At 38.8% G+C, this 26,887-nt stretch carries 34 protein-coding genes; 10 read left to right on the plus strand and 24 right to left on the minus strand.

The annotated features are described in order from the left end of the window. Positions 1 to 50 precede the first annotated feature (50 nt). The 5 genes from QH639_RS21840 to QH639_RS21860 all read right to left on the minus strand — a co-directional run bounded on the left by QH639_RS21840 (position 51) and on the right by QH639_RS21860 (position 3,125). Positions 51 to 464: an Rrf2 family transcriptional regulator gene (locus tag QH639_RS21840; protein ID WP_131520316.1), complete on the minus strand. Its 414-nt coding sequence runs from the start codon at positions 462 to 464 to the stop codon at positions 51 to 53. 105 nt (positions 465 to 569) lie between these two features. Continuing rightward, positions 570 to 776 (minus strand): hypothetical protein, encoded by a 207-nt coding sequence (locus QH639_RS21845; protein ID WP_036080672.1) that lies wholly within the window; start codon positions 774 to 776, stop codon positions 570 to 572. A 46-nt stretch (positions 777 to 822) separates the two neighbouring features. After that, positions 823 to 1,008, minus strand: a complete 186-nt coding sequence (locus QH639_RS21850) for a hypothetical protein (RefSeq protein WP_048394492.1) — start codon at positions 1,006 to 1,008, stop codon at positions 823 to 825. Between the two features lie 183 nt (positions 1,009 to 1,191). Then, positions 1,192 to 2,169 carry a thymidylate synthase gene (locus QH639_RS21855; protein ID WP_131520317.1) on the minus strand — a complete coding sequence of 326 codons (978 nt, stop codon included), beginning with the start codon at positions 2,167 to 2,169 and terminating at the stop codon, positions 1,192 to 1,194. A 47-nt stretch (positions 2,170 to 2,216) separates the two neighbouring features. Further along, the gene (locus QH639_RS21860) at positions 2,217 to 3,125 is read right to left on the minus strand and encodes a hypothetical protein (RefSeq protein ID WP_131520318.1); all 909 of its coding nucleotides are present in this window, start codon (positions 3,123 to 3,125) and stop codon (positions 2,217 to 2,219) included. A 190-nt stretch (positions 3,126 to 3,315) separates the two neighbouring features. On the opposite strand from QH639_RS21860, the gene QH639_RS21865 reads away from it, so the two are divergent. The 3 genes from QH639_RS21865 (at position 3,316) to QH639_RS21875 (ending at position 6,539) form a co-directional block, all read left to right on the plus strand. Further along, a complete protein-coding gene (locus QH639_RS21865; protein ID WP_131520319.1) occupies positions 3,316 to 5,508 on the plus strand; it encodes an ATP-binding protein in 2,193 nt (730 codons plus the stop codon). Continuing rightward, the gene (locus QH639_RS21870) at positions 5,483 to 6,109 is read left to right on the plus strand and encodes a response regulator transcription factor (RefSeq protein ID WP_131520320.1); all 627 of its coding nucleotides are present in this window, start codon (positions 5,483 to 5,485) and stop codon (positions 6,107 to 6,109) included. Before QH639_RS21865 ends, QH639_RS21870 begins: the two co-directional genes overlap by 26 nt. A gap of 229 nt (positions 6,110 to 6,338) precedes the next feature. Beyond that, on the plus strand, positions 6,339 to 6,539 hold the full coding sequence (locus QH639_RS21875) for a cold-shock protein (RefSeq protein WP_004230248.1): 201 nt from the start codon (positions 6,339 to 6,341) through the stop codon (positions 6,537 to 6,539). A 132-nt stretch (positions 6,540 to 6,671) separates the two neighbouring features. On the opposite strand, the gene QH639_RS21880 is transcribed toward QH639_RS21875, so the two are convergent. After that, positions 6,672 to 7,970, minus strand: coding sequence for a hypothetical protein (locus QH639_RS21880; protein ID WP_131520321.1), 1,299 nt, complete (start codon positions 7,968 to 7,970; stop codon positions 6,672 to 6,674). Between the two features lie 150 nt (positions 7,971 to 8,120). On the opposite strand from QH639_RS21880, the gene QH639_RS21885 reads away from it, so the two are divergent. Both QH639_RS21885 and QH639_RS21890 read left to right on the plus strand, forming a co-directional pair. After that, positions 8,121 to 9,650: an AbgT family transporter gene (locus tag QH639_RS21885; RefSeq protein WP_131520322.1), complete on the plus strand. Its 1,530-nt coding sequence runs from the start codon at positions 8,121 to 8,123 to the stop codon at positions 9,648 to 9,650. A 13-nt stretch (positions 9,651 to 9,663) separates the two neighbouring features. Then, a complete protein-coding gene (locus tag QH639_RS21890; RefSeq protein WP_048394504.1) occupies positions 9,664 to 10,854 on the plus strand; it encodes an amidohydrolase in 1,191 nt (396 codons plus the stop codon). Positions 10,855 to 11,062: 208 nt separating this feature from the next. Here the strand turns inward: QH639_RS21890 and ccsB are convergent, their stop codons facing one another. After that, positions 11,063 to 12,217, minus strand: a complete 1,155-nt coding sequence (ccsB, locus tag QH639_RS21895) for a c-type cytochrome biogenesis protein CcsB (protein WP_193767334.1) — start codon at positions 12,215 to 12,217, stop codon at positions 11,063 to 11,065. A gap of 359 nt (positions 12,218 to 12,576) precedes the next feature. On the opposite strand from ccsB, the gene QH639_RS21900 reads away from it, so the two are divergent. Beyond that, the gene (locus QH639_RS21900; RefSeq protein WP_281115246.1) at positions 12,577 to 13,314 is read left to right on the plus strand and encodes a class I SAM-dependent methyltransferase; all 738 of its coding nucleotides are present in this window, start codon (positions 12,577 to 12,579) and stop codon (positions 13,312 to 13,314) included. Between the two features lie 14 nt (positions 13,315 to 13,328). Here the strand turns inward: QH639_RS21900 and QH639_RS21905 are convergent, their stop codons facing one another. The 3 genes from QH639_RS21905 to QH639_RS21915 are packed head-to-tail and all read right to left on the minus strand — an operon-like array spanning position 13,329 to position 14,832. Next, a complete protein-coding gene (locus QH639_RS21905) occupies positions 13,329 to 13,763 on the minus strand; it encodes a GNAT family N-acetyltransferase (RefSeq protein WP_054549263.1) in 435 nt (144 codons plus the stop codon). Continuing rightward, complete coding sequence (locus QH639_RS21910) at positions 13,760 to 14,248, minus strand: GNAT family N-acetyltransferase (RefSeq protein WP_281115247.1); 489 nt, start codon at positions 14,246 to 14,248, stop codon at positions 13,760 to 13,762. Before QH639_RS21910 ends, QH639_RS21905 begins: the two co-directional genes overlap by 4 nt. Continuing rightward, positions 14,245 to 14,832, minus strand: a complete 588-nt coding sequence (locus QH639_RS21915; protein ID WP_131520326.1) for an SMI1/KNR4 family protein — start codon at positions 14,830 to 14,832, stop codon at positions 14,245 to 14,247. The genes QH639_RS21910 and QH639_RS21915 overlap by 4 nt, the downstream gene beginning before the upstream one ends. 200 nt (positions 14,833 to 15,032) lie before the next feature. On the opposite strand from QH639_RS21915, the gene QH639_RS21920 reads away from it, so the two are divergent. After that, complete coding sequence (locus QH639_RS21920; RefSeq protein WP_131520327.1) at positions 15,033 to 15,584, plus strand: GNAT family N-acetyltransferase; 552 nt, start codon at positions 15,033 to 15,035, stop codon at positions 15,582 to 15,584. A 53-nt stretch (positions 15,585 to 15,637) separates the two neighbouring features. On the opposite strand, the gene QH639_RS21925 is transcribed toward QH639_RS21920, so the two are convergent. Both QH639_RS21925 and QH639_RS21930 read right to left on the minus strand, forming a co-directional pair. Further along, a complete protein-coding gene (locus QH639_RS21925; protein WP_131520328.1) occupies positions 15,638 to 16,195 on the minus strand; it encodes a histidine phosphatase family protein in 558 nt (185 codons plus the stop codon). An 87-nt stretch (positions 16,196 to 16,282) separates the two neighbouring features. Continuing rightward, entirely contained in the window at positions 16,283 to 16,516 is a 234-nt protein-coding gene (locus QH639_RS21930) for a hypothetical protein (RefSeq protein WP_131520329.1), read from the minus strand. Positions 16,517 to 17,217: 701 nt separating this feature from the next. Between QH639_RS21930 and QH639_RS21935 the strand changes: the two genes are divergently transcribed. Both QH639_RS21935 and QH639_RS21940 read left to right on the plus strand, forming a co-directional pair. Further along, positions 17,218 to 17,388, plus strand: coding sequence for an aspartyl-phosphate phosphatase Spo0E family protein (locus QH639_RS21935; RefSeq protein WP_004230265.1), 171 nt, complete (start codon positions 17,218 to 17,220; stop codon positions 17,386 to 17,388). A 169-nt stretch (positions 17,389 to 17,557) separates the two neighbouring features. Further along, positions 17,558 to 18,031, plus strand: a complete 474-nt coding sequence (locus QH639_RS21940; RefSeq protein WP_281115248.1) for a hypothetical protein — start codon at positions 17,558 to 17,560, stop codon at positions 18,029 to 18,031. A gap of 125 nt (positions 18,032 to 18,156) precedes the next feature. Here QH639_RS21940 and thrS read toward each other — a convergent pair whose 3' ends face one another. The 10 genes from thrS to QH639_RS21990 form a co-directional block, all read right to left on the minus strand. Beyond that, positions 18,157 to 20,073 carry a threonine--tRNA ligase gene (gene thrS, locus QH639_RS21945; RefSeq protein WP_131520331.1) on the minus strand — a complete coding sequence of 639 codons (1,917 nt, stop codon included), beginning with the start codon at positions 20,071 to 20,073 and terminating at the stop codon, positions 18,157 to 18,159. Positions 20,074 to 20,451: 378 nt separating this feature from the next. Beyond that, positions 20,452 to 20,682 carry a hypothetical protein gene (locus tag QH639_RS21950; protein ID WP_131520332.1) on the minus strand — a complete coding sequence of 77 codons (231 nt, stop codon included), beginning with the start codon at positions 20,680 to 20,682 and terminating at the stop codon, positions 20,452 to 20,454. A 14-nt stretch (positions 20,683 to 20,696) separates the two neighbouring features. After that, positions 20,697 to 21,053: a membrane lipoprotein lipid attachment site-containing protein gene (locus QH639_RS21955; protein WP_131520333.1), complete on the minus strand. Its 357-nt coding sequence runs from the start codon at positions 21,051 to 21,053 to the stop codon at positions 20,697 to 20,699. 11 nt (positions 21,054 to 21,064) lie between these two features. Beyond that, positions 21,065 to 21,661, minus strand: coding sequence for a hypothetical protein (locus QH639_RS21960; RefSeq protein WP_131520334.1), 597 nt, complete (start codon positions 21,659 to 21,661; stop codon positions 21,065 to 21,067). A gap of 121 nt (positions 21,662 to 21,782) precedes the next feature. Beyond that, positions 21,783 to 22,289, minus strand: coding sequence for a hypothetical protein (locus QH639_RS21965; RefSeq protein WP_131520335.1), 507 nt, complete (start codon positions 22,287 to 22,289; stop codon positions 21,783 to 21,785). A 123-nt stretch (positions 22,290 to 22,412) separates the two neighbouring features. Continuing rightward, positions 22,413 to 22,877: a hypothetical protein gene (locus QH639_RS21970; RefSeq protein ID WP_131520336.1), complete on the minus strand. Its 465-nt coding sequence runs from the start codon at positions 22,875 to 22,877 to the stop codon at positions 22,413 to 22,415. A gap of 47 nt (positions 22,878 to 22,924) precedes the next feature. Next, a complete protein-coding gene (locus QH639_RS21975; protein WP_048394534.1) occupies positions 22,925 to 23,410 on the minus strand; it encodes a GNAT family N-acetyltransferase in 486 nt (161 codons plus the stop codon). Between the two features lie 15 nt (positions 23,411 to 23,425). Then, a complete protein-coding gene (locus QH639_RS21980) occupies positions 23,426 to 23,773 on the minus strand; it encodes a DUF3147 family protein (RefSeq protein WP_016993931.1) in 348 nt (115 codons plus the stop codon). After that, the gene (locus QH639_RS21985; protein ID WP_131520412.1) at positions 23,773 to 24,171 is read right to left on the minus strand and encodes a MarR family winged helix-turn-helix transcriptional regulator; all 399 of its coding nucleotides are present in this window, start codon (positions 24,169 to 24,171) and stop codon (positions 23,773 to 23,775) included. The genes QH639_RS21980 and QH639_RS21985 overlap by 1 nt, the downstream gene beginning before the upstream one ends. Before the next feature lie 86 nt (positions 24,172 to 24,257). Next, entirely contained in the window at positions 24,258 to 24,473 is a 216-nt protein-coding gene (locus QH639_RS21990) for a hypothetical protein (protein WP_281115249.1), read from the minus strand. 414 nt (positions 24,474 to 24,887) lie between these two features. On the opposite strand from QH639_RS21990, the gene QH639_RS21995 reads away from it, so the two are divergent. Next, positions 24,888 to 25,241 (plus strand): hypothetical protein, encoded by a 354-nt coding sequence (locus tag QH639_RS21995; RefSeq protein WP_227744884.1) that lies wholly within the window; start codon positions 24,888 to 24,890, stop codon positions 25,239 to 25,241. A gap of 18 nt (positions 25,242 to 25,259) precedes the next feature. Here QH639_RS21995 and QH639_RS22000 read toward each other — a convergent pair whose 3' ends face one another. Next, complete coding sequence (locus tag QH639_RS22000; protein ID WP_131520338.1) at positions 25,260 to 26,234, minus strand: HD domain-containing protein; 975 nt, start codon at positions 26,232 to 26,234, stop codon at positions 25,260 to 25,262. Continuing rightward, the gene (locus QH639_RS22005; protein WP_131520339.1) at positions 26,224 to 26,871 is read right to left on the minus strand and encodes a class I SAM-dependent methyltransferase; all 648 of its coding nucleotides are present in this window, start codon (positions 26,869 to 26,871) and stop codon (positions 26,224 to 26,226) included. The genes QH639_RS22000 and QH639_RS22005 overlap by 11 nt, the downstream gene beginning before the upstream one ends. Positions 26,872 to 26,887 lie beyond the last annotated feature (16 nt).

Below are 26,887 nucleotides of genomic sequence, written 5' to 3' on the forward strand. Positions count from 1 at the left end.
TAGTTGTAACCATTTTAGTTACAGGTTAGATACAAGAAGACCATCTCCGTCTAAGTACGAAGCTGATCTAGCACATCCTGTAGCGTCTGTGCTTGTAATTGCTCTTCCATTGCCAGCCACACAGATGTATAGACACCCTCCAATGTATGCTTGATTTTTTGACCTACTGCACACGCTGGATTTGGCTCATCATGAATGGCAAATAGCTGCTCTGGCCCATCAATTGCCTGATAAATCGCTAGCAGTGTTAAATCCTTTGGCGCTACTAATAGCTCATAGCCAGCCATGCCAGAATGAGAAGAAAGTAAGCCTGCTTTTTTTAGCACACCAATCATTCTTCTTACGACTACTGGATTGGTATTCACACTTCCAGCTATAAAATCGGACGTAAGGAGACTTTTATCAGAGGTTGTAGCAATGAGCGAAAGAATATGGATCGCCACCGAAAATCGACTGTTCACCATATGTATCACCACCTGTTGTAACTATTATAGTTACAGGTGCAGAAAAAAGTCAAGCACTGTCACCTGTATATATTGTTCCCGGTTAAGCTGTTGCTAATGTATCGCTTATATTTTTTTTACGTAAATGACTAATTCCTGTCGTATTTGACCGTTGTCCTCATAAAAATCTAAATTATGAAATTCATATTTAAAGTGACCTACAGGAAATGTCACACTTTCTCCTTGCGCTGCTGCCAAAATGCCTGCTACATCTTGTGACACCATATGTAGCAGCTCTTCCCCAGAATAAGAATCGATAAAAATAACGTTCATAAAAAAAACACCTCCATAGCCATTATAGCTTAGGAGGCGCTTACATTTATAGTGTATCTTTATAACCTTTCAAACGAATCTCTTCGATGATTTGCATCATTTCTTGAATTTGTTGCTGCGACAATTCGATCTTGTTACAAGAATATGCATGTTGAACAGAACCCATGCTTTGTTCTGGCTCGCTTTGCTGTCGATCATATTCATCTACTAGAAGTACCATTGTATTTTTCACAACTATCACCCCTACAATATAATGGACTATTGCCATTATACCAAATAATGCTAATTACACCATAATAACTATAATCAATTTCTTTTCATCCAGTCATCCAACTACTTACCTATTTCGTAAAACAAATAGTTAGACCTAGCTATTCGTTTGAAAAAACAGCAACCAAAAAGGCTGCTGTTGGCATTATACGGCAATCGGTGCTTTTATCGCAGGATGTGGATCATATCCTTCAATCGATAAATCCTCAAGCTCTATATCAAAGATGGATGCTTTATTTGGATTGATGTGCAATGTTGGTAGGTTTCTTGGCTCACGTGATAGCTGTTCTTTCACTTGCTCCACATGGTTAGCATAAATATGGGCATCCCCAATGCTATGAATAAATTCGCCAACCTCTAAGCCACACTCATGTGCGATCAAATGTGTTAATAAGGCGTAAGACGCAATATTGAATGGACAGCCTAATAATGTATCAAGGCTTCTTTGCATTAACTGGCAGCTTAATTGACCATTTGCTACATAAAATTGGAACATCACATGGCACGGTGGTAATGCAGCTTTACTGCCCTTTGCGCCCGCATTAATGACATCCTCAGGATTCCATGCATTGACAATGATACGGCGTGAATCAGGTTGGTGCTTAATCTGATGAATGACATCCTGTAGCTGATCAAGGCTCTCGCCATCAGAGGTTGTCCAATGGCGCCATTGTTTGCCATAGACATTTCCGAGATCTCCATATTGCTGTGCAAAGTCATCATCTGTTAAGACACGTTCACAAAATGAAGCAAGCTCTTTCTGATACAATGCGTTAAATGACTCGTCTACTAAACAGCGTCGACCAAAATCTGTCATATCTGGGCCTGTATACTCATCAGATTCCACCCATTTCTTAAATGCCCATTCATCCCAGATGTGGTTATTATGCTGCAACAGGTAACGAATATTGGTATCCCCTTTAATGAACCATAATAATTCACTTGCTACAAGCTTAAAGGGCACACGCTTTGTCGTTAGAAGAGGAAACCCTTTGCTTAAATCAAAACGCATTTGATACCCAAAGACGCTGTATGTACCTGTCCCAGTACGATCCTCTTTCTTTGTGCCATTTTCTAATATATGTTGTAGTAAATTTAAGTACGCTAATTCTGGATGCGTCATTTTTCTTCAACAGCTCCTTCAAGTTTGCTGTTGACCATTATACCATTTCACAACGAATTATTGTTGAGCTCCCTCGAAATTTCACTCTCCGTTGTGACGAAAAAAGTGGGCAGCAAGATGATATTTAATAAAACAGGTCCAACGATTACTAATAAATCAATCCCAGGACTAAAATATAATCCAAATGCTGTAATCAGACCTGATAATACAAGAAACACGATTTGTGCGACAATGATTAAGATCGGCACCAATTGATACAGGTAATTGAGTTTACGGAACTGATGCATATTGTCTGGGTTTTTAATGATTTTTCTTTTTAACCGTCTGGATAAAATAAGACAAGCAAGCAGTTGGATAGCCATAAAGCAAAAATAAATGACACTGTATACAAGCAACTGACTTTTTTGAATGGTGCCATCAAAATGGCCCACTCTTTGATTTAATAACTCTTGTACCGCTCCCTCATAGACATATTCACGTTCACTTAAAAAAGTAAAGGGCTCCATAAAGCCAAGCGCTGTCCAATCCTTTGTATTGACAGTCCACTTGGATAATTTACTCGCTAAAATACGCAATTGAATAGGATCTTGCTCGCCAAACATCCCTACGAGATGACGATAGGGTATGGCTACTTTTAACTGACCATCCTGCTTTTCTTGAAATAAATCCTGAATATAAAAGGTATAGGCAACATCGGATTTATTGGCCTCATAACGAGTCTCACCAATTTTCCAATGATTAGCTAAGGAAGCTTGAATACCATTTTTCATTTCTGTATAGGGCATATCCTTATGTAGGTGCTTCGGAATCTTATAGATAAAATGATGATCACTACCTATAAGACCAATTTCAACTTCGACTTTATCCTGATTCACCGTTTTCGCCTTCGTGGTCAATGGAATGGTGATCATAGCGATGAGAAAAAAAAGAATAAGTGTTAAAATGCCTTTTTTCACGCAGAAGTCCCCCTATTCGTCACTAATGATTAAATTTACCCTATCATACCCATGTCCGAAAACACTATTTCGTTATTCCGAAAAAACAATAGTGGTTTTCCGAAACCCGTTATTTCGGTATTCCAAATTTATCAATAATTAGCGATAATATATAGGAGATTAAGATCATAAGCAAATTCGAGGTTTCACAATGAAAAAATGGACATATTGTATTTTTCTTACTTATTTAATTCTTGGAATTTATGTATTAGGTATTACCATCAAAACACCCTTTATTAGTCTCACTCTCGATACGACAAATGGTCAGCCTGTTATTATGGATAGCTATTATCCTCAATGGGCAGAGCAAAAAAATATTGAAAAAGGGGATGTGATTGTGACTATCGATGGGCAGCCAGCCATAGAGAATCGCTACGTTCGGCTACAAAGGGTCGTTAGAAGCGCCAATTCATTAACGATTCAAAAGGCTGATCAGAGCATTCACACCATTGCTGTCAAGCATCGAGATATGCCAGAAGAATTATATTTGCAAATTTTGTTCCCCATCTTTTATTTTTTCCTAGCTTTTGGAGTCGCACTTTATGTTTGGCGACGCAATCAAAATAATCTTTCAACGTTTTTATTGATCCTATTTTTATTAACTTGCTCATTGGCCTATATCAGTACTGGCGCATCAGCAAGAGGAAATATGATCGGGATGATTGTCATTGGCATTTGTATTATTTTATGTATGGTTCTCTTTATTCACTTTTTACAACACTTTTTCAAATTTCTACAAATCAGATGGACCTACCCTCACAGTAAATGGCTATACTTATTAACACCTATCATCCCTGGCTGTTATCTACTTGAGGAAGTTATACCAACATTACGTGAGATAACATCTATCTTGAACTTGAGCTTATTTGCTGTCCTAGTGCTCTATGCAATTTATATTTTAGTAACGAGTTATTTACGTACAAAATTGGCCAAAATTCGTTTAATTGCACTTGCCTTTATCGTGCCATTTTTACCCTTTTTATTATTCTTCGTTACACCTGAAATATTAGGACATAAGCCGATATTACACGCTGAAATCGCCGCATTGTTTTTATTATTTATTCCGTTCTCTTTTCTGTTCATTCAGGTGAACGAACGATTATTCGATATTGAATACCAATTATCACGATTACGCTATTATTCAACGCTAGCCTTTTTCAGTGCGCTTCTTTTAACAGCAGGGATTGCCCTGTTATTCATGGGGGAGCTATCCATCGTCCATGTCACAAGTATTTTTTTACTTGTCTTTATGGTGATCATTGCGAGCTTTTATATAAAAGAACGCATTGATTTTAAGTATCGGAAAATTATCTTCGCTTCTACTGGAAATTATGTACATAATTTATATGCAGCCGTTCAGCGCATGGGCAAAGCAAAAAACCAACAAGAATTATTGGATCGTTTTAAATATGAAATCACCGAGAAGCTTGGAACGACAGCGTTTCATATCTGTACAATCACAGACGATTCTCCACAGCATGTAAGCTACTATCCGCAATTACTGTTACATGATGCTGGTGAGGAAAAGATTATGTTAGAAATACACCATGCTCTGCAAAAGGAAGAGCTGCTTTGGTTAGAATTGCTTGCACTGTATGTGTCGATGTTTATCAATAACTTACAGCAAATTGAGGATTTAGTGCGTGAAATTCAGCATATAAAAAATACCAGTGATACACCGCTTCCATGGCTCGATAAATTGCTATGGAATATTATTGAGAAGGAAAAGAGTATTTTAGCACAGGAATTACATGATACCATTTTGCAGGAGCAGCTTCATTTAGCCAGAGAGCTTGATGTCCTAGCTGGCTCTCCTACTATTCAAAAGGAAACCGTACTAGCTATACGCGAGCAGTTATTAAATGCAACGAAGGACTTACGAGAATATTGTGAGAACTTGAGTCCCCCACTATTAGATACCTTTGGTTTACAAATGGCATTAAAAAAACTCATCCAAAAGGTAAAAATAAGGGCTGATTTTTTATTAAGCGCACAAATTGATCGTGTAGAATTTCAGGATGTCACCCTGCATCTCGTAGTCTATCGTCTCGTGCAGGAGCTGTTAAATAATGCAATCAAGCATGCCGAAGCAACAGAGGTTTTACTTCAATTACATGCCATCCCTCAAGGCTTTATCCTTCGATACGATGATAATGGTATAGGCTGCGACATTGACGATTTAATACAGTCCTCTGCATCAATGGGTATTAATGGCATTCGTGAACGTGTCCGTGCTTTTAATGGTGACATTACCATTCAATCGAGCCCTAATGAGGGCATGCATATTTATATACAAATACAAGAGGACGGGGAATCATATGATGAACATACTTATTATAGATGACCATCCTGTCGTTTTAGATGGTACGAAAACATTGTTGCAGGATTTAGCCAATGTTCAAATCGAAACAGAACAGGATAGCGCAGCCGTTTTATCAAGAATGGATACAGATACCTTTCAGTTGTTTCTGATTGATATCAATATGAAGCCAATCAACGGCATTCAACTATCAGAGATGATTAAGAAAAAACAAGCAGATGCATTGATTATACTTTACACAGGCTACGAACTTTCCGATTATTATGAGCTATTAATTGAGAAAAAAATTGATGGTCTATTATCAAAGCTAGCAACAAAGGAGCAAGTGATCCAAACCATTCAAGCAGCCATAAGAGGTGAGATTCTACTGGCAGCCGATTTCTTAGACTTTGTTCAGCAGCGCTCCAACCTGCCAAATGTGCAGCAGGAGGTTCTACTAAGCGATAAGGAACAGGAAATACTACAGCTCGTTGCCCAAGGCTGTACCAATAAAGCCATCGCCTCTGCAATAGGTGTCACCCAGCGTACGGTGGAGAACTATTTATCCAAGCTATTCGTCAAGCTGAATGTAGAATCGCGGGCGGAGGCTGTTATCGTTGCTAAAGAAAAAGCATGGATTAATTAATGAGGAAATAGCGCTTCTTTACTATTAGATTACAAATGTAAATTTTTCCTTACTAAAAACGGAATTTACTGGATATACAAATAATTCTGTACTATAATAAGGGTAATAATTACATTACTTCATTGCTATGATTAAAAACACGTATTCAAAAGTAATACGAGCTTTTGAATACGTTTTTTATATGTGATAGAAGCAATTGATTGTTGAATTTTTTTGGGAGGGTGTTTACATGACACAAGGTACAGTAAAATGGTTTAACGCAGAAAAAGGTTTTGGCTTCATCGCAGTTGAAGGTGGCAATGATGTATTCGTACATTTCTCAGCTATCCAATCTGATGGCTTCAAAACTTTAGAAGAGGGCCAAAAAGTTGAATTCGGCGTAGAAGAAGGCAGCCGTGGACCTCAAGCAACGAATGTAGTGAAACTATAATCTTCACTTAACATAGACGTGCAAATAAAAAGAGACATTCGTAAATGGATGTCTCTTTTTTCCTGTGCCAGGATTTATTCATCCTATCAACTTTCACAGGTAGCCCCCACCGTATGAACCATTCCATCCTGACTAATATAAATGAATTTGGTAATACTTTTTTGGGCGTCCACGCGTGGTGGATGTATTGCTTGGTAATTCATGTGCTAAGTTTTTTTCATGGAGCTGCTTTAAAATGCGGTTTGCAGAGCGTACCGTAATGCCAAGATGTGTACTGAGCAGTTCTCCACTGACGATCGTTGTCGTTAGTTTTTCCAGCATCGCTTCTATTTTTTGTAATTGTAGTAAGGGAATATCATATGTCGTACTTAAATTTTTTAAATGCTGTTGTTTTTCATCGTCAAACTGTAGCATCGTTCCATAAAGTAATGGCCCGATTTCTCGTGTATTTTCGATAATGTATCCCTGTGTTTCCTTTGAAGAGCAGAGGGTTGCAGCTTTTTTAGCAAACTCCTGACTTTCAACTAAAGAATCACCAATTCCCCACCCTATTCTGACAGGAAACGAAAGCTTCTCATTTAAAAAATCAACCAAATGACAATGGGAATAACGATTCGTTGTACTTAAAAATTGCTTATACGTCGTGATAATTGCAATAAAGGATGCCTCACGATGTACGATAAATGAGCTAGCATACAGTTGTTTGAAATCTAATATAGTTTTATATAAGGCAATTTGCCGATATTCTAGGTCTTCTATATTCGATTTATCGATCGGAATTAAAATATGGACTACCACTACTTTATTTTGGTTAAGCTGCCGAATTTGAAGTTGATTGAGAAAATGATCTAATGTTAATTGCATTGCATAGGGAGACGGGTAAAAAGCGATAAAGGGTATATTTTGATCAGCTAAGCGCTCACGTATTTCTGCAATGCGGGTAAAGGTCAAATCAACCTTGTTTTCCTTATGCAATTGTATGTGCCATTCACCAGCTTTATCGACAATATCGCTACTTGCGTACTCGCTCATCGTTTGGCTAAAAAGATAAGGTTTTTTTCCTATCGACCATTCATGAATGCCCAAATAGCCGTTTTCCTCATAGCAAAAGTCGATGGCAATACGATTCATGGCAATCTTCTTCTCATAAAAAAGCTCCGTAACGGTACGGTAAAAATCACGTTCTGAAATATCAAAATAATGCATGGGTACCGTTGCTTCTTGAAAATGTTTTTGAGCATAGAAATATGGAATTTGCCCGCTAAAAAGCGCTCCATCTCCCCCTTCCAAATATTTTTCTAATAGCTCATTCAACTGTTCAAAATCAGTATACGCATAGTAATGAAATTCACAAAAAGAGGGTTTAATTTTTTCAAGCTGTTGAACCCATGAAAGTGAGCGTTTTGCGGTAAAAACATTAATTTTATACATACATATAGCTCCTTAAATAAAAATAAATATTGAAAATAGTCAGAAAATATGGTTTCTTTGTATAAAGGACATAGATTTCCAATGTCTTAAAATAGAGACATTGGATTTTTAAAGGTTAAGTCTAATAAAGTATAAAAGGAGATGAAATTTATGCAAGGGAATTCACAAACAATTAAGAAAAAATCTTGGATTGACAACATGTTAGATAAAATCGAGCGTGCAGGTAATAAGCTACCAGACCCAATCACGTTATTTATTATTCTAGCTGGTGTAGTACTAGTTTTATCATGGGTTTTATCCATGCTCGGTATTTCAGCAGTTCAACCTGGGACCGAAGATGTCATTCAAGTAAAAAATCTGCTAAGTCAAGAAGGACTTATCTTAATTTTAACGCAGATGGTTTCAACATTTACAGGCTTTGCTCCGTTAGGGCTAGTAATCGTGACAATGATTGGTATTGGTTTAGCTGAGCAAACAGGCTTAATTTCAGCTGTCATGAAGAAAATTGTGATGTCAGCACCTACAAAATTAATTGTACCTTTTATCATTTTTACAGGTTTAGTTGGTAACTTAGCGGCTGACGCGGCATTTATCATTTTACCACCAATTGCAGCCATGATTTTTATGAGTGTTGGTCGAAATCCATTAGCAGGCTTAATTATTACATATGCAGCTGTAGCTGGAGGCTTCAGTGCGAACATATTAATTAGCTCTCTAGATGTATTATTATTAGGGATTACAGAATCAGCAGCACAAATAGCAGACCCAGCGTACACTGGTCGCGCAACGATGAACTACTATTTTTTAATTGCTTCGACGTTTTTATTAGTCATTATAGGTACATGGGTTGCAAAAAAGTTTACAGAGCCTCGCTTTGGTTCGTTTCACGGTGAAATTGAAAAGCTAGAGCCATTGACAGCTTTAGAGAAGAGAGGATTGAAATGGGCTGGAATCGTCACGCTAGTTTATATTTTAGTCATTGCTTTTACAGTCATACCGTCGAACGGTCTTTTACGTGATCCTGCAACAGGTGGCTTTTTAAACTCACCTTTCATGGCAGGCATTGTCCCTATCATGTTATTCTTCTTCCTATTACCTGGCCTTGCCTATGGGATTGCAGCGAAGGAGGTTAAAAATGATAAGGAAGTTGCGGAGAAAATTTTTAAATCCATTGCAGATATGGCGCCATTTATTGTATTAGCGTTTGCCGCTTCACAAATGATTGCCTTTTTCAACTGGAGCAATATTGGCTCTATTTTAGCCATTAAAGGTGCCGAGCTTTTACAAGCATTGAATTTTACAGGCTTACCAATGATGATAGGTTTTGTTTTAATTTGTGCCTTTGTCAACCTATTAATCGCCAGTGCTTCTGCAAAATGGGCTTTACTTGCTCCAATTTTCGTACCAATGTTCTTATATTTAGGCTATTCCCCAGCGGTTACACAAATGGCCTATCGTGTAGGGGATTCGATTACAAATCCAATTACCCCTATGTTACCGTATTTCGCGATTTTACTATCATTTGCAAAGCGCTATGATAAAAATATCGGTATAGGCACGCTTATATCTTCTTTATTGCCGTTCTCGGTGTTTTTCGCAATCGGTTGGATTATCCTCTTCGCCATTTGGTTCCTATTCGGTTTACCGCTTGGTCCGGGAGATTATATTTACTTAAAATAAGGAGTGTTAGTAAATGACAACATTACAACAACAGTTAGCAGATTTATTAAAACATTATGAAGAAGAGACAATACAGCTTCGTCGTCATTTCCATGAAAATCCTGAGCTTTCCTTTGAAGAGGTTGAAACGCCAAAAACCATTGCTGCCTTTCATCGCGCATTAGGACATGAGGTTCGTGAAGGTGTAGGTGGCAATGGTGTTGTGGCAAAGCTAGTTGGTGGAAAACCAGGGAAAACAGTAGCCTTGCGAGCAGACTTTGATGCTTTAGCCATTACGGAAGAAACCGGCTTACCTTTCCAATCGAAAATTAAAGGGCGTATGCATGCTTGTGGCCATGATGGACACACAGCTTCCCTCTTAATCTTAGCGAAGGCGTTTAATCAAATGAAGGATGATTTAGAAGGAACAATCGTCTTTATCCATCAGCATGCTGAGGAGCTTGCGCCAGGTGGAGCTATTTCGATGATTAGAGATGGCTGCTTAGAAGGTGTAGATGTTATTTTTGGGACACATTTATGGGCACCCACTGATCTTGGCAAAGTGCAAACAGCTAAAGGACCATTAATGGCTGCAGCAGATGGTATTTATATAACGATAAAAGGTAAGGGTGGCCATGGTTCAAACCCAAGTGACACCAAGGATTCCATTGTCCTTGCAGCTCAGTTTATTACAAATTTACAGCAGCTTGTGGCACGTCGTATCAACCCATTACGTCCAGCAGTAGTATCAATTGGGCATATTGAGGCATTAAATCCATTCAACGTCATTGCTGATCAAGTGTACATGAAAGGTACGGTGCGCACTTTCCACGAGGAGGAGCGTAGTTTGTTAGAGCATGAAATCGAAGAGCTTTTAAAGGCAACTTGTTATTTAACAAAAGCCGATTACGAGTATGAATATGTGCGAGGCTATCCGCCAGTTGTGAACCATGATGCAGAGACTGAGCATATAATGGCGTCCGCAGAGAAAATTGCAGATGTTGAGACTGTTGAAATAGTTGATCCAAATATGGGCGGTGAGGACTTTGCCTATTTCTTAGAGGAAATCCCCGGTGCGTTTTTCTTCACAGGGGCGAAAAACCCTGATTGGGAGGAAGTCTATCCACACCATCATCCGAAATTCGATATCGACGAGCGCTCATTACGAATTGCCGCCAACGTTTTAGGTCAAGCAACGCTAGACTACTTCGCAAAAAATAATTAATAAAAAGCATTACGAAGTGCTACATGCATTTCGTAATGCTTTTTTCGGTTGAATATTTTAATAAGAAGAAAAGGATGGCCAAAGCTAAGAGGTTCTCTCACTAGTTGGAGCGATTACCTGACTAGCTTGAGCGCTCTCTCCTCACTTTAGAGCGGGCTCCTCCTCACTCAGTCAGGATTACTTAGGAGTCAAGACCCCCTACCTCTAACTAGGCATAAGAATGTAAGCCGGCAATGACTAGATTGACAAATACTTGGTTGAACACAATAATGCCGAAGCCGATGATGGCCAACCAGGCTGTTTTTTCTCCTTCCCAGCCTTTGGATAAGCGAAAATGGAGGAAGGCTGCGTAGAATAAAAAGGTAATTAATGCCCACACCTCTTTCGGGTCCCAGCCCCAATAGCGACTCCAGGCAATTTGCGCCCAAATCATGGCGAATAGCAGGCCACCTAATGCAAATAATGGGAAGCCGATAACAACTGCGCGATAGGAAATCTCATCCATTAATTGTGGCTGTACGCGGCTTGTCCATGGCTTTAATAAGGCACTCACTGATTTTCTTGTGATGAATCGAATGACACCATATAAAATAGTACCCACGATAAATGCCCAGACAATCGAGTTTAATTTCTTGGCATCTATTTTATTTGTGATTTCGACACCACCGATTGCTTCACCCTTCTCGGTGACGGCTCCTTTACTGACAATCAGGGGCATCATGGAGTAAGTGGCTTTTTCTTGCTGTCCCTGTGCATTATCGAATTGTACCTGCACCTCTTCTGTGGCAAGGCTGAAAAACGTCGATACGCCAATAAAGCCAATGACAACCACCAAACAATACAACACAAACTCAAGACCGTATGTACTGATAGTTTTTTTGGAAACATCCAGCGTTCTTAATAAGTAAATTAAACCTGTAGCAAAGGATACAGATAAAATGGCACTAGAAAAGGCCACAGTCATGACATGAATTGTTAACCAGTGACTTTGTAATGATGGAACAAGCGGCGATACTTCCTTCGCGAAAACGCTTCCATAACCAAGGATGATTAAGGATACAGGAATCGTGAATAAGCCAACCACGATTTGCTTATATAAGAAATGGATAATTAAGTAACTTCCTGTAAGCATGATGCCAAAGAACGTCATAAATTCATACATATTACTGACAGGTGCATGGTCAACCGCCACCCATCTGACAACAAAGTACACGAGCTGTAGGGCAAAGGCTATATAAGTGAGCAATAGTCCTAGCTTACCGAATGTTTTTCTCTTTGATTTGACTGCTAGCCCTAATGGCACAATAGCAATGAGTAGTAGAATAAAGGCAATAAATAAGGCATTGCTACTAATGGATAACAAACTTTCTTGATTCAATAGAATCCCTCCAACGTCTCTTTTTCGGAATATGCTTCCAAATAGTAAGAACGTTATAGCGTGTAAGAAGTGCCATGTTTTCCCTTTAAATATTTTTATTTTTTCAAATTGTTACATTTTTATGACATGGAAATGGGGATGTGCTTGGTAGGATCAATCATTATGTAGAGGGAACGATAAAATGTCCCATTAAATGGAAGATAACTGTATCAAAAAAATGGTATGCCTCTATCTACATCTTACAAAAAATTGTAATAAAAGTCTATTTCTTTTTCTATCTACATGGGACAATAATGATGCGCACAAATAACATAACGTTATGTTTCATAAACTGGAGGCTTTTAATGAAACAAAATATTTATGATAATCCGATATTTTTTCATCACTACAAGACATTGAGACAAAAAGCATCTAATTATAACCGTCTTTTGGAGCAGCCCACGATGAAGGCTTTACTTCCACCGTTGACAAATTTACAGGTACTCGATATTGGCTGTGGTATGGGGGATTTCGCCACGTATTGTATCGACCATCAAGCCAAGCACGTAACCGCATTAGATGTTTCGAGCAATATGCTGTCCGTCGCTAAACAGGAGCATGCCCACTCACAAATTGACTATCAGCTACAGGCAATAGAGGATTATGAAGCTCCTTCGGCTAGCTTTGATTGTATAACCAGCTCCCTATCTCTTCATTATGTCAAAGATTTCGATGCGGTCATTGGTCAAATTGCTCACATGCTACGTCCTAACGGTGTATTTATTTTCTCTGTAGAGCATCCTATTGCTACAGCTCGTCATACAACAGATGATAATTGGGTATATGATGACAATCATCAACGTCTGCACTATGCTGTGGATCATTACCAGGAAGAAGGCAAGCGTGAGCAAACATGGTTGGTGGATGGTGTTGTCAAATATCATCGCACTATAGCGAAACTGGTCAATACATTGATTACCCATGGGTTAACCATTGATAAAATCGTAGAACCAATTCCAAGCACAGCAGCCATTCAACAACTTCCTTCTATTGAAAAGGAGCTACGCAGACCATCCTTTTTATTCATCAAAGCAAAAAAATAAACGAAAGCCTCACCCTATGTTTGTGGTGAGGCTTGTTTCATATAAATAATTTCCGGGTCTCCCTCATCCAAGTTGTCGATAAAACCGCTTTTGACAAAGCCTAGGTTATGAAAAAGCTGGTGCATACGCCTATTGGACTGATTTGTAGAGGAGAAAACCTTTGCTGTTTTAGCCATTTGGATATAAGCGGTCATTAAGGCAGATGCGATCCCCTTTCTGCGCTCGGACGGCTTGACAATGACTAAGGAAATAAAGCTATAGCCAAAAAAGTCATTGCTAAATAGCAAAAACCCCCCAATGGTATCGGCGGATTGGTATAGCAAACAGCGTTTCTCTTTGATAGCTTGCTGAATTTCTTCCGCTCTGGATGAATCTCCAATTACTTCTTGATCGATTGTACAAAGTGCTTGTAAATGCTCCATTCTTGCTTCAATTATATGATGGCTCAATTTTCAACCTCCTTCATATAGTAGCTCATCACCTTTAGCTCATTTCGAAGTCCCATTGCCTGTCTGCCTTCATCGACAAAGCCACATCGCTTATAAAGTTCTTGAGCAGCTCTATTTGGCACATTGACCCCAAGCACCAGCTCATTGATGAGTGGGAAATGCTTGCGAACAAAGTCAGGCAATAATTGAAGTGCTGTCTTGGCATAGCCTTTGCCCTGCTCATAAAAATCAGTGGAAAAGGAACGGATTAATAGCGCATGTTCATTGGAGGAGTAAGGCGTCACCCCCTCTTTTTCATGTAAGACAAAGAACGTGACTAGCTTGTTACCGTCCATTGCTAAAATGGCATGTCGACTATGATCCTGCTTAGCAAGTGCAATGCTTTCTTTTGGAGACTTTGTATAGCGTAGCTGCTCTTCTGTTAGGGTATATTGTTCTACTAAATTTTGTGCTTTGTCCTCATAGAACTTGAGCTGCATAGTCACTCGAATTCCTCCTCGTAAATAGCAGTGAATTCATAGTCTCCCTCTATAAGTTGCTGTAAATAATCCTCAAACGAAGCTGCAATCACCTCAAAGCTATCAGGATCATGGACATAACGAACCACCTGGCCAACTTGTCCCGCTTCATTTGGCGTAAAATCAATATATAGGCTCGATGTGCCCCCATTATTCATACAATCAGCAAAGCAGAGCCGTTCATTTAACAGGACATGCATATTAATCTTTTCATCTACTTCCACATACGCTAAAAATTCCTGATAGCGCTCATAAATTGTTTCACGTTTATCATGATAATCTTTCATGATTTGCTCCACCGATTTTAAATAATACGGATAATCCCCTAAATCAGAGCCTAGCACTAAAACACAGATCGTTTCTTGCCCATGCTGACAATAATATGTACCATTGACATCCTGTAATAGCTCCACCAAAGCTTGTGGGCAGTTCGGAAATACTTCTAACAAGGCCTGAATTTGTGTCTCTGAAGCACCAAAAGCCTGTTGTAATTGTTGCTGCTCTTCTTGTGGTAAGTATTGTAATAAATTCGCAAAATATGTTGTGCGCATCTTAATCCCTCTCTCTCTTTAACTATGACATATTTTAACATAATTTCTTCCATTCTCTTAGTCCCTCATGCTACTATGGAAGTATGCACAAAAAAGGGGTGGGTTTATGAGTGTGAAAGATGCAGTAGACGTGAAAATATTACCAACAATCGTAGGGTTGTAACGCTACTTGCAGCCCTTGTACAAGGGAGAATAAAATAATGGAACACTATTTGACAACATTTTTAACAGGGCAATCGATCACTTTACAACAAATGACTACTGCTGACCTAGAGGCTTTTATAGCAATCGAAAGCGAGATTACCTCTTTGCTACTTGCTAATGACGAGATTCCTTTTCCACAAACTGTAGAGGATCATACCGCTTTCTTTAACAGTATCAGTGGGAAGAAGGAGGAATACTTTTTCGGTATCTATGAAAAAGCGTCACAACAGTTAATAGGCTCCTGTGGCGTTTATGCAGTGAATTGGCAAAATAGCACTTGCTCTGTCGGCATTTCAATTGGGAAAGAGTGGCACGGCAAGGGCTATGGCACGGATGCAATGAAAACGCTCATTGATTTTATCTTCCAATATATAGCTGTTCAGAAAATCAAGCTTCAGGTTTTTAGCTTTAACCCAGCAGCTATTCGCTCCTATGAGAAATGTGGCTTCACAAAAGAAGGCATTTTACGCCAAGAAATTTTCCGCTTTGGTACATTCCATGACGTAGTTTTATTTGGCCTCTTACGCTCCGAATGGGAGAGGAATTAACAGAATAGCACAAAAGAGATACTATGATTGCTGTAGTATCTCTTTTCTTTTGTTCAGTCCGCTTGCCACACACGTGTTACTTCCTGTAAGGATAGCCCTTGAAAGGATAATCGATAGATATCTGGCATACTTAGCGTTTGCCAAAATGCATAATCGTACTGGGCATCAAAATATTGCATCATCAATGCCATGATATTGCCATGTGTACCGATAACGACAGACTCCTCTGGATGAGTAAGAAGGATGCGCCGCAAACTTGGAATAGCACGAGCCATCGCCTGTTGATTGGACTCTCCACCTGCCCATGCAAAGCTTGGCTCATGCCACACCCGTTGAACTGCTGCATGAAAATCCTCCAGCTTCCCACTAGCAAGCTGCCGTTCTTTTAAAGCATCTATCGTTTGGACGGGTAAATGACGCGCCTGTGCAATCCCCTCCACTGTTTGAATGGCTCTACGATAGGGACTAGCATAAACTGCGTCAATTCGCTGATGCTTCAAAAGATTTGTGACACGCTCTGCATCCCTTTGTCCCTGAGCAGATAGTGAACGATGATATTCATCCTCTGAATAATGGGCATGTGCATGTCTAACAAAATAAATCTCAGTCATCTGTTTCTCCTCTTTAATCTTAATGAACATTTCAAATTGCAGGGTATATGTTTTGATGTAGCACTGACTCCCAACGGAAGTTTCCAGTTAAACGAACTGTGAATCAGGAGTATTCGATTCATGAATAGCTATTCGAGCATAAAATCTATAATGAAATACGTAAGTGAAACCGTACTGCTCAAACAATTCTTTTATGGGGAATGCAACATGGCTGTCAGTAATTGCATTTAATGCATCCATACGAAGTTCTTCCACTAAATCCAACATAATGAGCAGCATTTCCTCTGTTTGAAAAGGTTTGTAAAAGACGAATCTCTCCATCGTTTAAAAATGCTTGATAGGCCTCTCTATTTTCAAAAGATAAATCCGCTACATAGCTAAATTCAGTGGATGTCGAAGTCGTATCCATGTCATACACAATGGTCGGTTCCTGTAAGGGCTCTCCCTTTCACATGGCGTTAGTAAACTTAAAAAAGCAATGATTGAAACCAGTTTTTTCATCATGCGCTTCATCACCTCATCTACCATCCATTATTCCATTAATTTCAAAAATTCTCAACATTTCACCATAGACAATGAAATGTCCCCATTTCTAAACAACAAAAAAGGGAATTTGCTAAAATGTGACAAGATATGAATTCTACGCTTAATTATCGGAAAATTCAATCTCTAATCACAACTTTTTTCTTAGTATAAAAGACTCAATACTTCTCCATTTCCCCCTTAATATTTTCTAAAACAAAGAACGTGAATAACCCTATCCAGCACATGAATAGGGTTTTAAGTCATGTATTAAATTCTATAAAAAGGGAAATTCACAGCACTATTTATCTATAATACATAAAAATTTTCAATCGAGCTAAATAGGATGAAGTACCTTATCTATGACTAAATTACGAATTTAAGAAACGATACACAATGTGACATTTTTTTTAATATAAGTGATATACAATGAAAAAGTTGAATCGAGGTCATAAAAATTTATTTCAAGAATATGGATAAAAAATTAGGAGGAAAATATCTTGGTTAACTTATTACTTAAACAATTCTTGAAGGCGGAAATTGAGATCAAACGAAGAATTATGTATAAAAAAGCAAAGGATCTTGGTTTCACCCACCCTATTGTAGTAGATTACAGTCAAGAATTGGATGTCTTACTTAATAGATATTTAAAACAAGCACAAGCTTCCTAATCATAACGAGGCATATAATAGAAGAAAGAATAGATATGATAAAGCCAAGCCATGTTTTATTGGCTGGTTTTATCAGGAATGATACATGCATTCACCTAGCCATTTCTCATAATGTATAGAGAATGAAAAAGTAGGCGATGTTTTTGATAAGAAAACATTTGGAGGTTGAATGATGCACGTATTCATCTTAACTTTTATGGTTGTTTCCAAAATATTAATGCCACCTCAACATTCAGTAGACCATACAACACCCACACTTTGCACACCAACTGAAATAAATACACTATATCAATACCCAAACAACCAATTTCAATCGTTTCGTGATGAGGACACATTTTATCAGCAGCTTAATCGTGCGATTTATGAGGAATATACCAATGCTTCATTGAATATTCGTCAAAAGATGGCTTTTAAAGATGTAGCAAATGCGACAAAACGTTTTTATTTACAAACAGATGGTAAACAGGAAACAATAGACCTCTCTCAACATACTTTTATTCATCCCAATCGACAAGTTTATTTTTTAGCATCCTTTCAGCACAATACCGATGAATCCTATCGCAAATTTCTTGTCATCGACGCTGAAACACAAAAAGTAATACTGGGACATTCGCATTTTCAAGAAAGTTCCAAGCACCTTTAATTCATTGTATGCACACCATGTAGATTCTAGTAGTCATTTCAAAAAAAATAGAAGTAAAAATTTCTTAACAATTAAAAAGCTTGCGATGAATGACGAACATTCATCGCAAGCTTTCTTTACTTGAATTAAGCTAAACTTTTTTGTTGAATGGCTGCTGTGACTTCTTCTATTAATTGCTGTAGTGACTTATCAGCGGAATTTTGCTGACCATGTCTGCGAACAGCTACAGTTCGGTTGGCAACCTCACGATCACCGATTACCACAATATATGGTATTTTTTGCAATTGGGCTTCTCGTATCTTTTTGCCGAGCTTTTCTTGACGGTCGTCTAATTGCACACGGATTTCTGCTTGTTGTAAAGCTTCAACAACTTGCTTGGCATAGCCTTGATGTGCCTCTGCTACCCCAATCACTTGGACTTGCTGTGGTGCCAGCCAAGTTGGGAATGCTCCGCCAAAATGCTCGATTAAAATACCTAAGAAGCGATCAATTGAGCCAAACACTGCACGATGGATGACAACAGGTCTCACCCTTTCATTGTGCTCATTAATATACGTTAAATCAAATTTCTCTGGTAGCTGGAAATCAAGCTGAACTGTTGCGCATTGATGACTGCGCTGAATCGCATCTTTAATATGGATGTCAATTTTCGGTCCATAAAAAGCCCCGTCCCCTGCATTAATTGTATAGGCAATACCTAAATTGTTTAGGACATTTTCAAGTGCTGCTTCTGCTTGATCCCACAGTGCCAAATCACCCATATAATCATCTGGTCGTGTCGATAATTCAATCGTATACGCAAAGCCAAAGACGTTGTACACTTCATCTATAATCTTTAAGGCCAGTGCAATTTCATCCTCAATTTGCTGTGGTGTTGCAAAAATATGGGCATCATCCTGACAAAAAGTTCGTACACGTAACAAACCATTCAAGGCGCCACTAAATTCATGTCGGTGCACTTGCCCAAATTCTGCCATACGTATAGGTAAATCCCGATAGGAATGTAAGGCATTTTTGAAAATCAGCATATGCCCAGGACAGTTCATCGGCTTTAAGGCAAAGCTTTGGTCATCCACCTGTGTGAAATACATATTGTCCTTATAATGATCCCAGTGACCTGACTGCTCCCATAAGCGTTGGTTCATCATCAGTGGTGTTCGTACTTCCCTATAATCATATTTTGCTTGTAAATGTCGCAAATACGATTCCAGTTCATTGCGTAAAATTTGACCATTGGCTAAATAGAAGGGCATGCCAGGTGCTTCCTCTGAAAACATAAATAACGATAGCTCTTTACCTAGCTTGCGATGATTTCGCTTTTCTGCTTCCTCCAAGAAGATAAAATGATCGCGCAGTTCCTCTTTTGTAGCAAAGGCAACGCCATAAATACGCTGAAGCATTTGATTATTGCTATCGCCTCGCCAGTAAGCGCCTGACACATGCATTAATTTAAAATGCTGTAATTTGCCTGTAGACGGGACATGTGGACCACGACATAAATCATAAAAATCTCCCTGCTCATAAATCGTAACTAGCTCATCTACAGGAATTGCCTCCAACAGCTCTAGCTTTAACGCATCATGGACGAATAATTGCTTTGCTTCTTCACGTGAAACCTCGCGTCTATGAATCGGTATATTTTCCTGTACAATTTGTTTCATTTTCTTTTCAATTTGCTGTAAATCACTCGGTGTCAGTGTATTAGCAATGTCTATATCATAATAAAAGCCATTTTCAATGACTGGTCCTACTCCAAATTGTGCATGTGGATAAAGTCGTTTAATTGCCTGAGCTAATAAATGGGCCGTAGAATGGCGAATGACCTCGATCCCTTCCTTTGAGCTTGCATCGTACAATGTAATTTGTGCATCTTCCATAATCGGGTGCGTCAAATCAATGATGGTTCCGTTAACACTCCCTGCGACTGCCTTTTTACGAAGCTCTGGACGAATCGCTTGTGCAATATCGGTTAGTGTCACACCTTTAGTAAATGCTTGTTGTTGACCATCTGGAAATTGAATGTGAATACGTTGATTTGACATGTTTCTCTACTCCTTTTCGTAATAAAATCAATTACACCTTGGCATAATTGTGTAGATAAAAAAAACACATATCCGCCCCTAAGAAGGGACGAGTATGTGTTGATTACCCGTGGTTCCACCCAAATTCCCACTAGTTTATAAGCTAGTGGCTCATTGATTTTGCTGTAACGCTGCAAAAAACGGTGCAAGTTTCCAAGCACGGCTCCAAGGTAGTAAGATGGGAGTACGACATTAGGAAGCTTGCAGCCAAGGCCTCCCTCTCTATAAATGGTTAATCGCATCTCTTGTCCTTATCATTGCCCATTTCATTTTGTATGAAATTGTTAATTACTATAACGAATAGTGAATTCTTTGTCAAACACTAAAAAAGAAAAAAATTTAGCGACGGACTTGCAATGGGCGTTCTGGACGTTGAACACAATAGTGACAATGCGGGTCATCACATGCCTCCTCTTGCCACTCATTACACATCGCACAAAAATAACTATCAAACGTGTCATCATAGATGATGGAATTTTGACAACTCGGGCATTGTTGATTTTTTTGAATCGTACCGCTGATTTCTAGCCCATCAAAAATCACTATATCTTCGCGCTGTTCAATTCGCATTTTATTATTATCTCCTAATGATTTTTCACTTCTAAGGTCTCATCTTCAGATTGCCATTCTACATGGATCATTGGCTTTGTTTCTCGTTTAAAGATTTTCTCACTTTCTTTTTTTGTGAAGGAATAATAGCCATCTTTATTTAACTGAACATCACTTAAATTTTGGGATTCTTTTGTCCCCTCAATTGTAATTTCTAAAGGCCCCAAATCATCATCATCTCCCAGATAAAATAAGCGTAAGCCCACCTCACCATTACTATGATAGATGGCTTTCCAATGTTCACTTTTGGCGATATAATGTATCTCCTGCTTGGGGCTTTGACAAGCTGTCAATAGGATGATGAGGGCAAGTGGAAAGATCGATTTTTTCATTAAATATCCCCCTAACCTTGTATGGTGATAGCCCACCCTGTCGGCTTTTCTTCAAAGGCATCCTCGTATTCTGTAAAAACAAAATGAAGTCCCCTTAAATCATCTGGCAAGGGTGGTGTCACCACATACGTACTGCTTTCATGTCCATTTGAGCCACCTGTACCTTTACTTCGGCATTCATAGGACACATCAATGTATAGACCAAAATGTTTTCGTTCTAATTTTTGCTGAATCGTTAGCTGAGGTTCTTGCTGCTCATCCCAATCGATTAATAATTGCACCACACTTGCATTGTCATATTGACGAACATAAGAAACCGTATACAAACGCTCCCCCTTTGCTACCGTTTTCAATACAGGGATATAGTGACGGAAGCCTGAAGGTTCTACCTTTGAAGTATAGTATTTTTCTGATTTAATCAACTGGAAAAACAACGCTAAAAAAGTATCATCGAAACCATATTGCTGTGCCCATTTCGAAATGGTATCATCCGAAGGCAAGCCTGGAGTAAGAGCAGCTTGCTCTTTTCGTTGCTGCAAAAGTGCACATATTTGCTCATCTATTGTGACAAGCCTTGAATCATTGTATTTGCTATGTTGTTCGGACATCTATATCCTCCTTCCTCCTGCAAGTCCTTCTTCTTTCTATACGTTATTTTCCGCAATTGGTTCCATAAACAGCCTATTTTTACTTGTAAATACCAAAAAAGCTATCCAATACATTGGATAGCTAGTTCGCTAGCATATCATTGGGCCAGCTAGTCGAGTCTGATAATTGATATGTAACCATATTGGCTGTCACAGCGAGAATAACACCCGCTCGGGACATATGAGAGGTATTTGGCTTTTCTAATACAAGGACCACGTAGCCCTCTCCACGTCCTTGCTCATCAAGCGCATTCGTCGCATTGATTTCAAAGGTGGAATACGTTTGCTCATTCGTTGCATACAAAAGTCGTTCTTCATCATACACGCCATGTTCTTTTAAATTATAGCTGACAGGCATCCACCCTTCAGACCATTCAATACTGCCTATCATTTCTCGTTTCCTTCTGGCAAGACGTCCAATGGAATACCTAAAATATATCTTCATAATCGCTTGATTGTATTCATTTTTTCCTTCACAAGTGGCTGTCACTTCAAGCATAATATCATTTTTTAAAAGCTTTTTCATAAACACTAAAGCCACAGTGACAACACAGATAAATAGTACTATACCCAAGATGATAAATGCCATTAGGTCCCTCCTAGTATTACAATTGCTGTTAATACAATATTACCATGTTCTAGGAGGGATAGGAGCTTTTCACCAAACAATCTTAGAAATTGACACAGGCATAAAGGATAAGACAAAAAGTGATTATTTGTTGGCTTGAAGCTCAACTGTAAGCGTAAAAGGTATTTTTAAGTATTCATAGTGTATTGTTACTTTCTGGTTGTTAGATGCTAGAACTTGTACTGCATAATGCTGTGGCTGCTCGCCAATAGCTTGTTGATTTATGTATCTTTGAGGTACGATCGTTCGCTGTGCTAATTTATGAAAAGATAGTTGATCATTTCCCTCTAGCTTTGTTTCCGCCTCAAAAGGTTCTGACTTACTTATTACAAGCTTCGCGTTATCAGGACGCTGATCATTCACCAGTATTTGCTTTAGCTTAATTTCACGCAGCCCTGTATTTTCAAGTGCGATGATTTTGATTGCTTCATTGCCTTGTTTGCTGCTATAGCTTTGAATAACAAGTGGTGGATTGCTCTTGAGATAAATCATAAAGATTGCCCCGACCACAAGCACACTCAGTACTAAAATAAATAGTATTTTTTTCATACTTTCCCTCTCTTTCCTCCCAACTAGTATAACAAAAACAACCTGACTTATTGACAGTCAAGTTGTTTTTGTAAACGTATTTCATCTCGTATTGGAATACCATCATTACCAATGAGTGGGATAGAAGGCTTATAGGCTCTTGCTTTTTCCACTGCATTACGCAGTATTTCTATTAAACAATAGCCTCGTTTTTGATAGAATTTCAATGCATGTAAATTATCGTTTGTTGTAATAAGTGATATGCTTGTACAGCCCTGCTCCATTGCTGCTTGTTCTACCGCTTTCACAAGAGCAGAACCAATACCTTTCCCCTCAACCGTACTATCTAACGAAATGATTTCACAGTCCTCTTCTCGCATGATATAGGTGATTAAACCGATCATCATTTGTTGCTCATTCATAAAAGCAAAGCCCGCTAATTCACTACAATCATAAATGCCACTGGAAATGACCATCTCTGTCGTACCCCAATGTTCCTGAAAAAATTCGCTTACAGTTTGTTTTGGTAGTTGATGTATGGCAATAATCGTCATGTTATAAACCCCTTCTTAAATGGAAATATGAAAAACCCCTGCAATCGCTTTTTGTATGCCTAAAAATACAGCCCAGGATAGTACACCAAGTCCAATAGCTAGTACAATATGTACAGAGGATTTCATCGCCATGTAAATCACAAATAGCATGCACATCGTTGCGGGCAAGCCAACGATAACGCCTACTGTAAAGCGTTGAATATGCTCACTCGACTCACTTTGCACGGTCAGCCAAATAATGCTTAAAATACTCACCAATGGCAACGCAGCAATAATGCCTCCATAGGTAGGGAATCGACGTGCAACCTCCGTCACAACGCCAATGATGGCTGCTGAACTCAAAATTTTAAAGAATGTATACATTATTTTGCCACCTCACTTAGACGTCGAAACGCCTGTAGAATGGCTTGTTGCTCCTGCTCAGTTAGCTGATTAAGGGCTTGCTGTAGCTTATCATCATCTAGCTCCGAGTTTTTCTTCAACACTTGTAGCCCTTCTGCTGTCAAATGTAGCATGACCTTACGCTGGTCGTCACTTGCACGCTCCTTCATCACCCAGCCATGACGCTCTAGCTTTTTCACATGCTCTGATGCCGTATTAGGAGAAATATTTAGTAACCCTGCAATATCACGCACCGTCACTTCCGCTTCCTTTTGAATCATTTGCAAAATACGCACACTTTGATGGGAAATAACATCTTCATGGGTTGTATGTAGATGATAGAATATCGTTGTAAAATAATCATTTATATCTTTAATCATTGTAATAGCTCCTTTAATATATCGTTCCACACGATTATATCGTATAATACGATACATTAAAAGCTACCTCGTTAAAGTTTATATTTTCAGATATTTTTCTTCAGTAAGCTTAGCATTTGATAGCCATCTGAGGGTAATCCTGCATAGGGCTTATACCAGTTTGGATAAATTAGCGGGAATGCTGTTGCAAGAAATTGAAAAGTATTCCAATAAAAAAGGCCATTAAAAAAATAGTGTATCCCTGCATAATCAGTAAAATAACGGGCTAGATAGCTGGCACAAAGTAATACTGCTAAAGACATGATAGGACCACCCGCTATAAATCCAAGCGACTGCTTGCGCGTTAAATTACCCCCTTTTTGCGGGGTACAGAAGCCAAAAAATCCCCAACGAATATGGAAATGTATACGACCTATACGCAAGGTTTCAGGAGAATTTTTTGCCCCCAAATAAACATGGGCTCGTTCCTTTGAACATACTATAACACCCAATGCATGCCCAATTTCATGCAACAGTGTGGAGATTGGTATGCTATTACATATAAAAGCATAAAGGATAGAATGGACATCACAACTCACCCCCTCCCAAATATTCTATCTATTTTTCATAAACATCTATCTTTCTGCGTTTCTTGCTAAATAGTATCAATGAGTACTTGTGAACACTCTCCTTCCACAGTATTATTACTCTATTCTGAATTTAATTGAGGGCACCCCATGTTATACTTTCTCTATTTAGTAGGTGGCACAATCATGGTGCTAGCGCTACTACTTAGCCAATCTAAGTATTTATTTTTATCAGGTATTATTACGGCCTTACCGATATTGACGCTCATTAATATGGGCATGCAAATGAAAAATATGAAAGAAGATACCTTTCATGCTGTTCTTCAAAACACGGTATTTGGAGCGGTCGGCATGCTATTATTTACTGTGCTCACGTTTCTCCTAACAAGCTGGTTTAAACCAGGCATCTCTGTTATGAGCGCGCTCGCTGTCTATGCCCTATTTATGCTTTCTGGCAAATATATTTTATCCATGTTGGCCTATAGAAAAGGAGCTGCCTTTTGACAGCTCCTCAATGATTGCCTACCCTTTGATTATTTTCACATAAACACCCTGCTCAAACCTTTCCAAAGCACAGACATTCATTGCTTTGACATGATTAGATACCTCGCTCGCCTTCCATAGTTGCTGTTGATGATAGATAGCTGGATCGATGAGTCGCACTTTATTGCGAAAATGAATGTCATAATTCTCTTGTTCTTCTCTTACCTCTACATTTTCATGTAATTGTTGTAAAAGAGCTTGAACGTCTCGATCATGTGAAGCCTTCATCTGCTGCAATACCTCATGATCAGTCTTTAGGAAATCTTGAAGCGTTAGAATTTGTTTTGCTAGCGACAGTTTTAATACATGCGCTAACGAACTAGTTGCATAGATATTTAAAGGGTGCAAGAAAAAATCTAACACTTCCTGATAATAAATTTTTACAAACCATTCTGCACGTTCAATCGTTTTAACACACAATTTCCCCTGAAAAACGAATAAGTCCTGTAAAAATTTTTGGATATCTTCCAAGGCTAAATTTCCATAAAAATACATATCTCTTAATGTATAATCTATACGATCCGCACACAATGCTGGAGCAGGTTGTTCAAGTAACGACCATCTGGATGTATCTAGTATGTTCTCTACCTCGTAGCCATATTTTTCAAGAATCGCAGGTATCGAAGACTGTTTGATAACATCCATGAATATTGCTTCATGATAATCTTCCGCCTCATTTTCAAGGACAACATCCACCACATGGGAAAAAGCGGTATGGGACACATCATGTAATAAGCCTGCCACCTGCTCCTGCAATGAACCGCCAAACTGTCTAATAAGCAGCATGACACCTACAGAATGCTCAAATCTTGAAATAGTCCACCTGCTATTTACTAGAAAGCCTGCCCCAGCCTGATGAATACCCTTTAAGCGTTGAACTGGCTTACTTACAATCAATTCCTCTAACAAACCATCGATTTCGAACTCCCCATATAAGGGGTCACTAATCAGCATTTATATTCTTCCGACTAATCACAAAGACTCCACCACAATGTGATAGTGGGTAAAAGGTTAACTCACAAATTTCCTGTAAGGCGACCTTTAGTTCCTCATGGACAAAGTAAAATTCATCCTCATCCCAGTATCCCTTGCTATCTTGACGACATTGCTCCAGCTGCTCTCTTGTCTGGAAAGCTACATCGCCAATTAAAATTTTCCCTGTTGGTGATAGGTGCTGTAATAATTGTGTGATATACACAGCCTTTAGCTCATCTGTAAAATGATGGAGCGCATACGTACTAATAATCGCATCGTAGGGCTGCTGTAATAGCTCCTGTGGCAAGCCATTAATTAAATCCCACTCCATTAAGTGAGCCTCTGGCATTTTTTCCTTGGCAATGGCAATCATGTTCGCAGAAAAATCAAAGCCATAAATCGAATGCCCCTGTTCATAAAGCTTCGCCGTTAATACCCCTGTTCCAAAGCCAATATCTAAAACTGTGGAAGCGGGAACAGCCATCACTTCATTGAAAATTTTATTTAAAATCGCTTTATAGCCTGCAAATGGGTATTGATACTTTTCCTCACTGTGTTGTACCGTTTGGTCGTATCCATCGGCCCATAAATCAAAACCTTCTTTATTTAATAGCATAGTGCCTCCTACAATG

Origin of the sequence: Lysinibacillus sp. 1 U-2021, from assembly GCF_029916965.1 — a bacterium.
Classification (GTDB): domain Bacteria; phylum Bacillota; class Bacilli; order Bacillales_A; family Planococcaceae; genus Lysinibacillus; species Lysinibacillus capsici.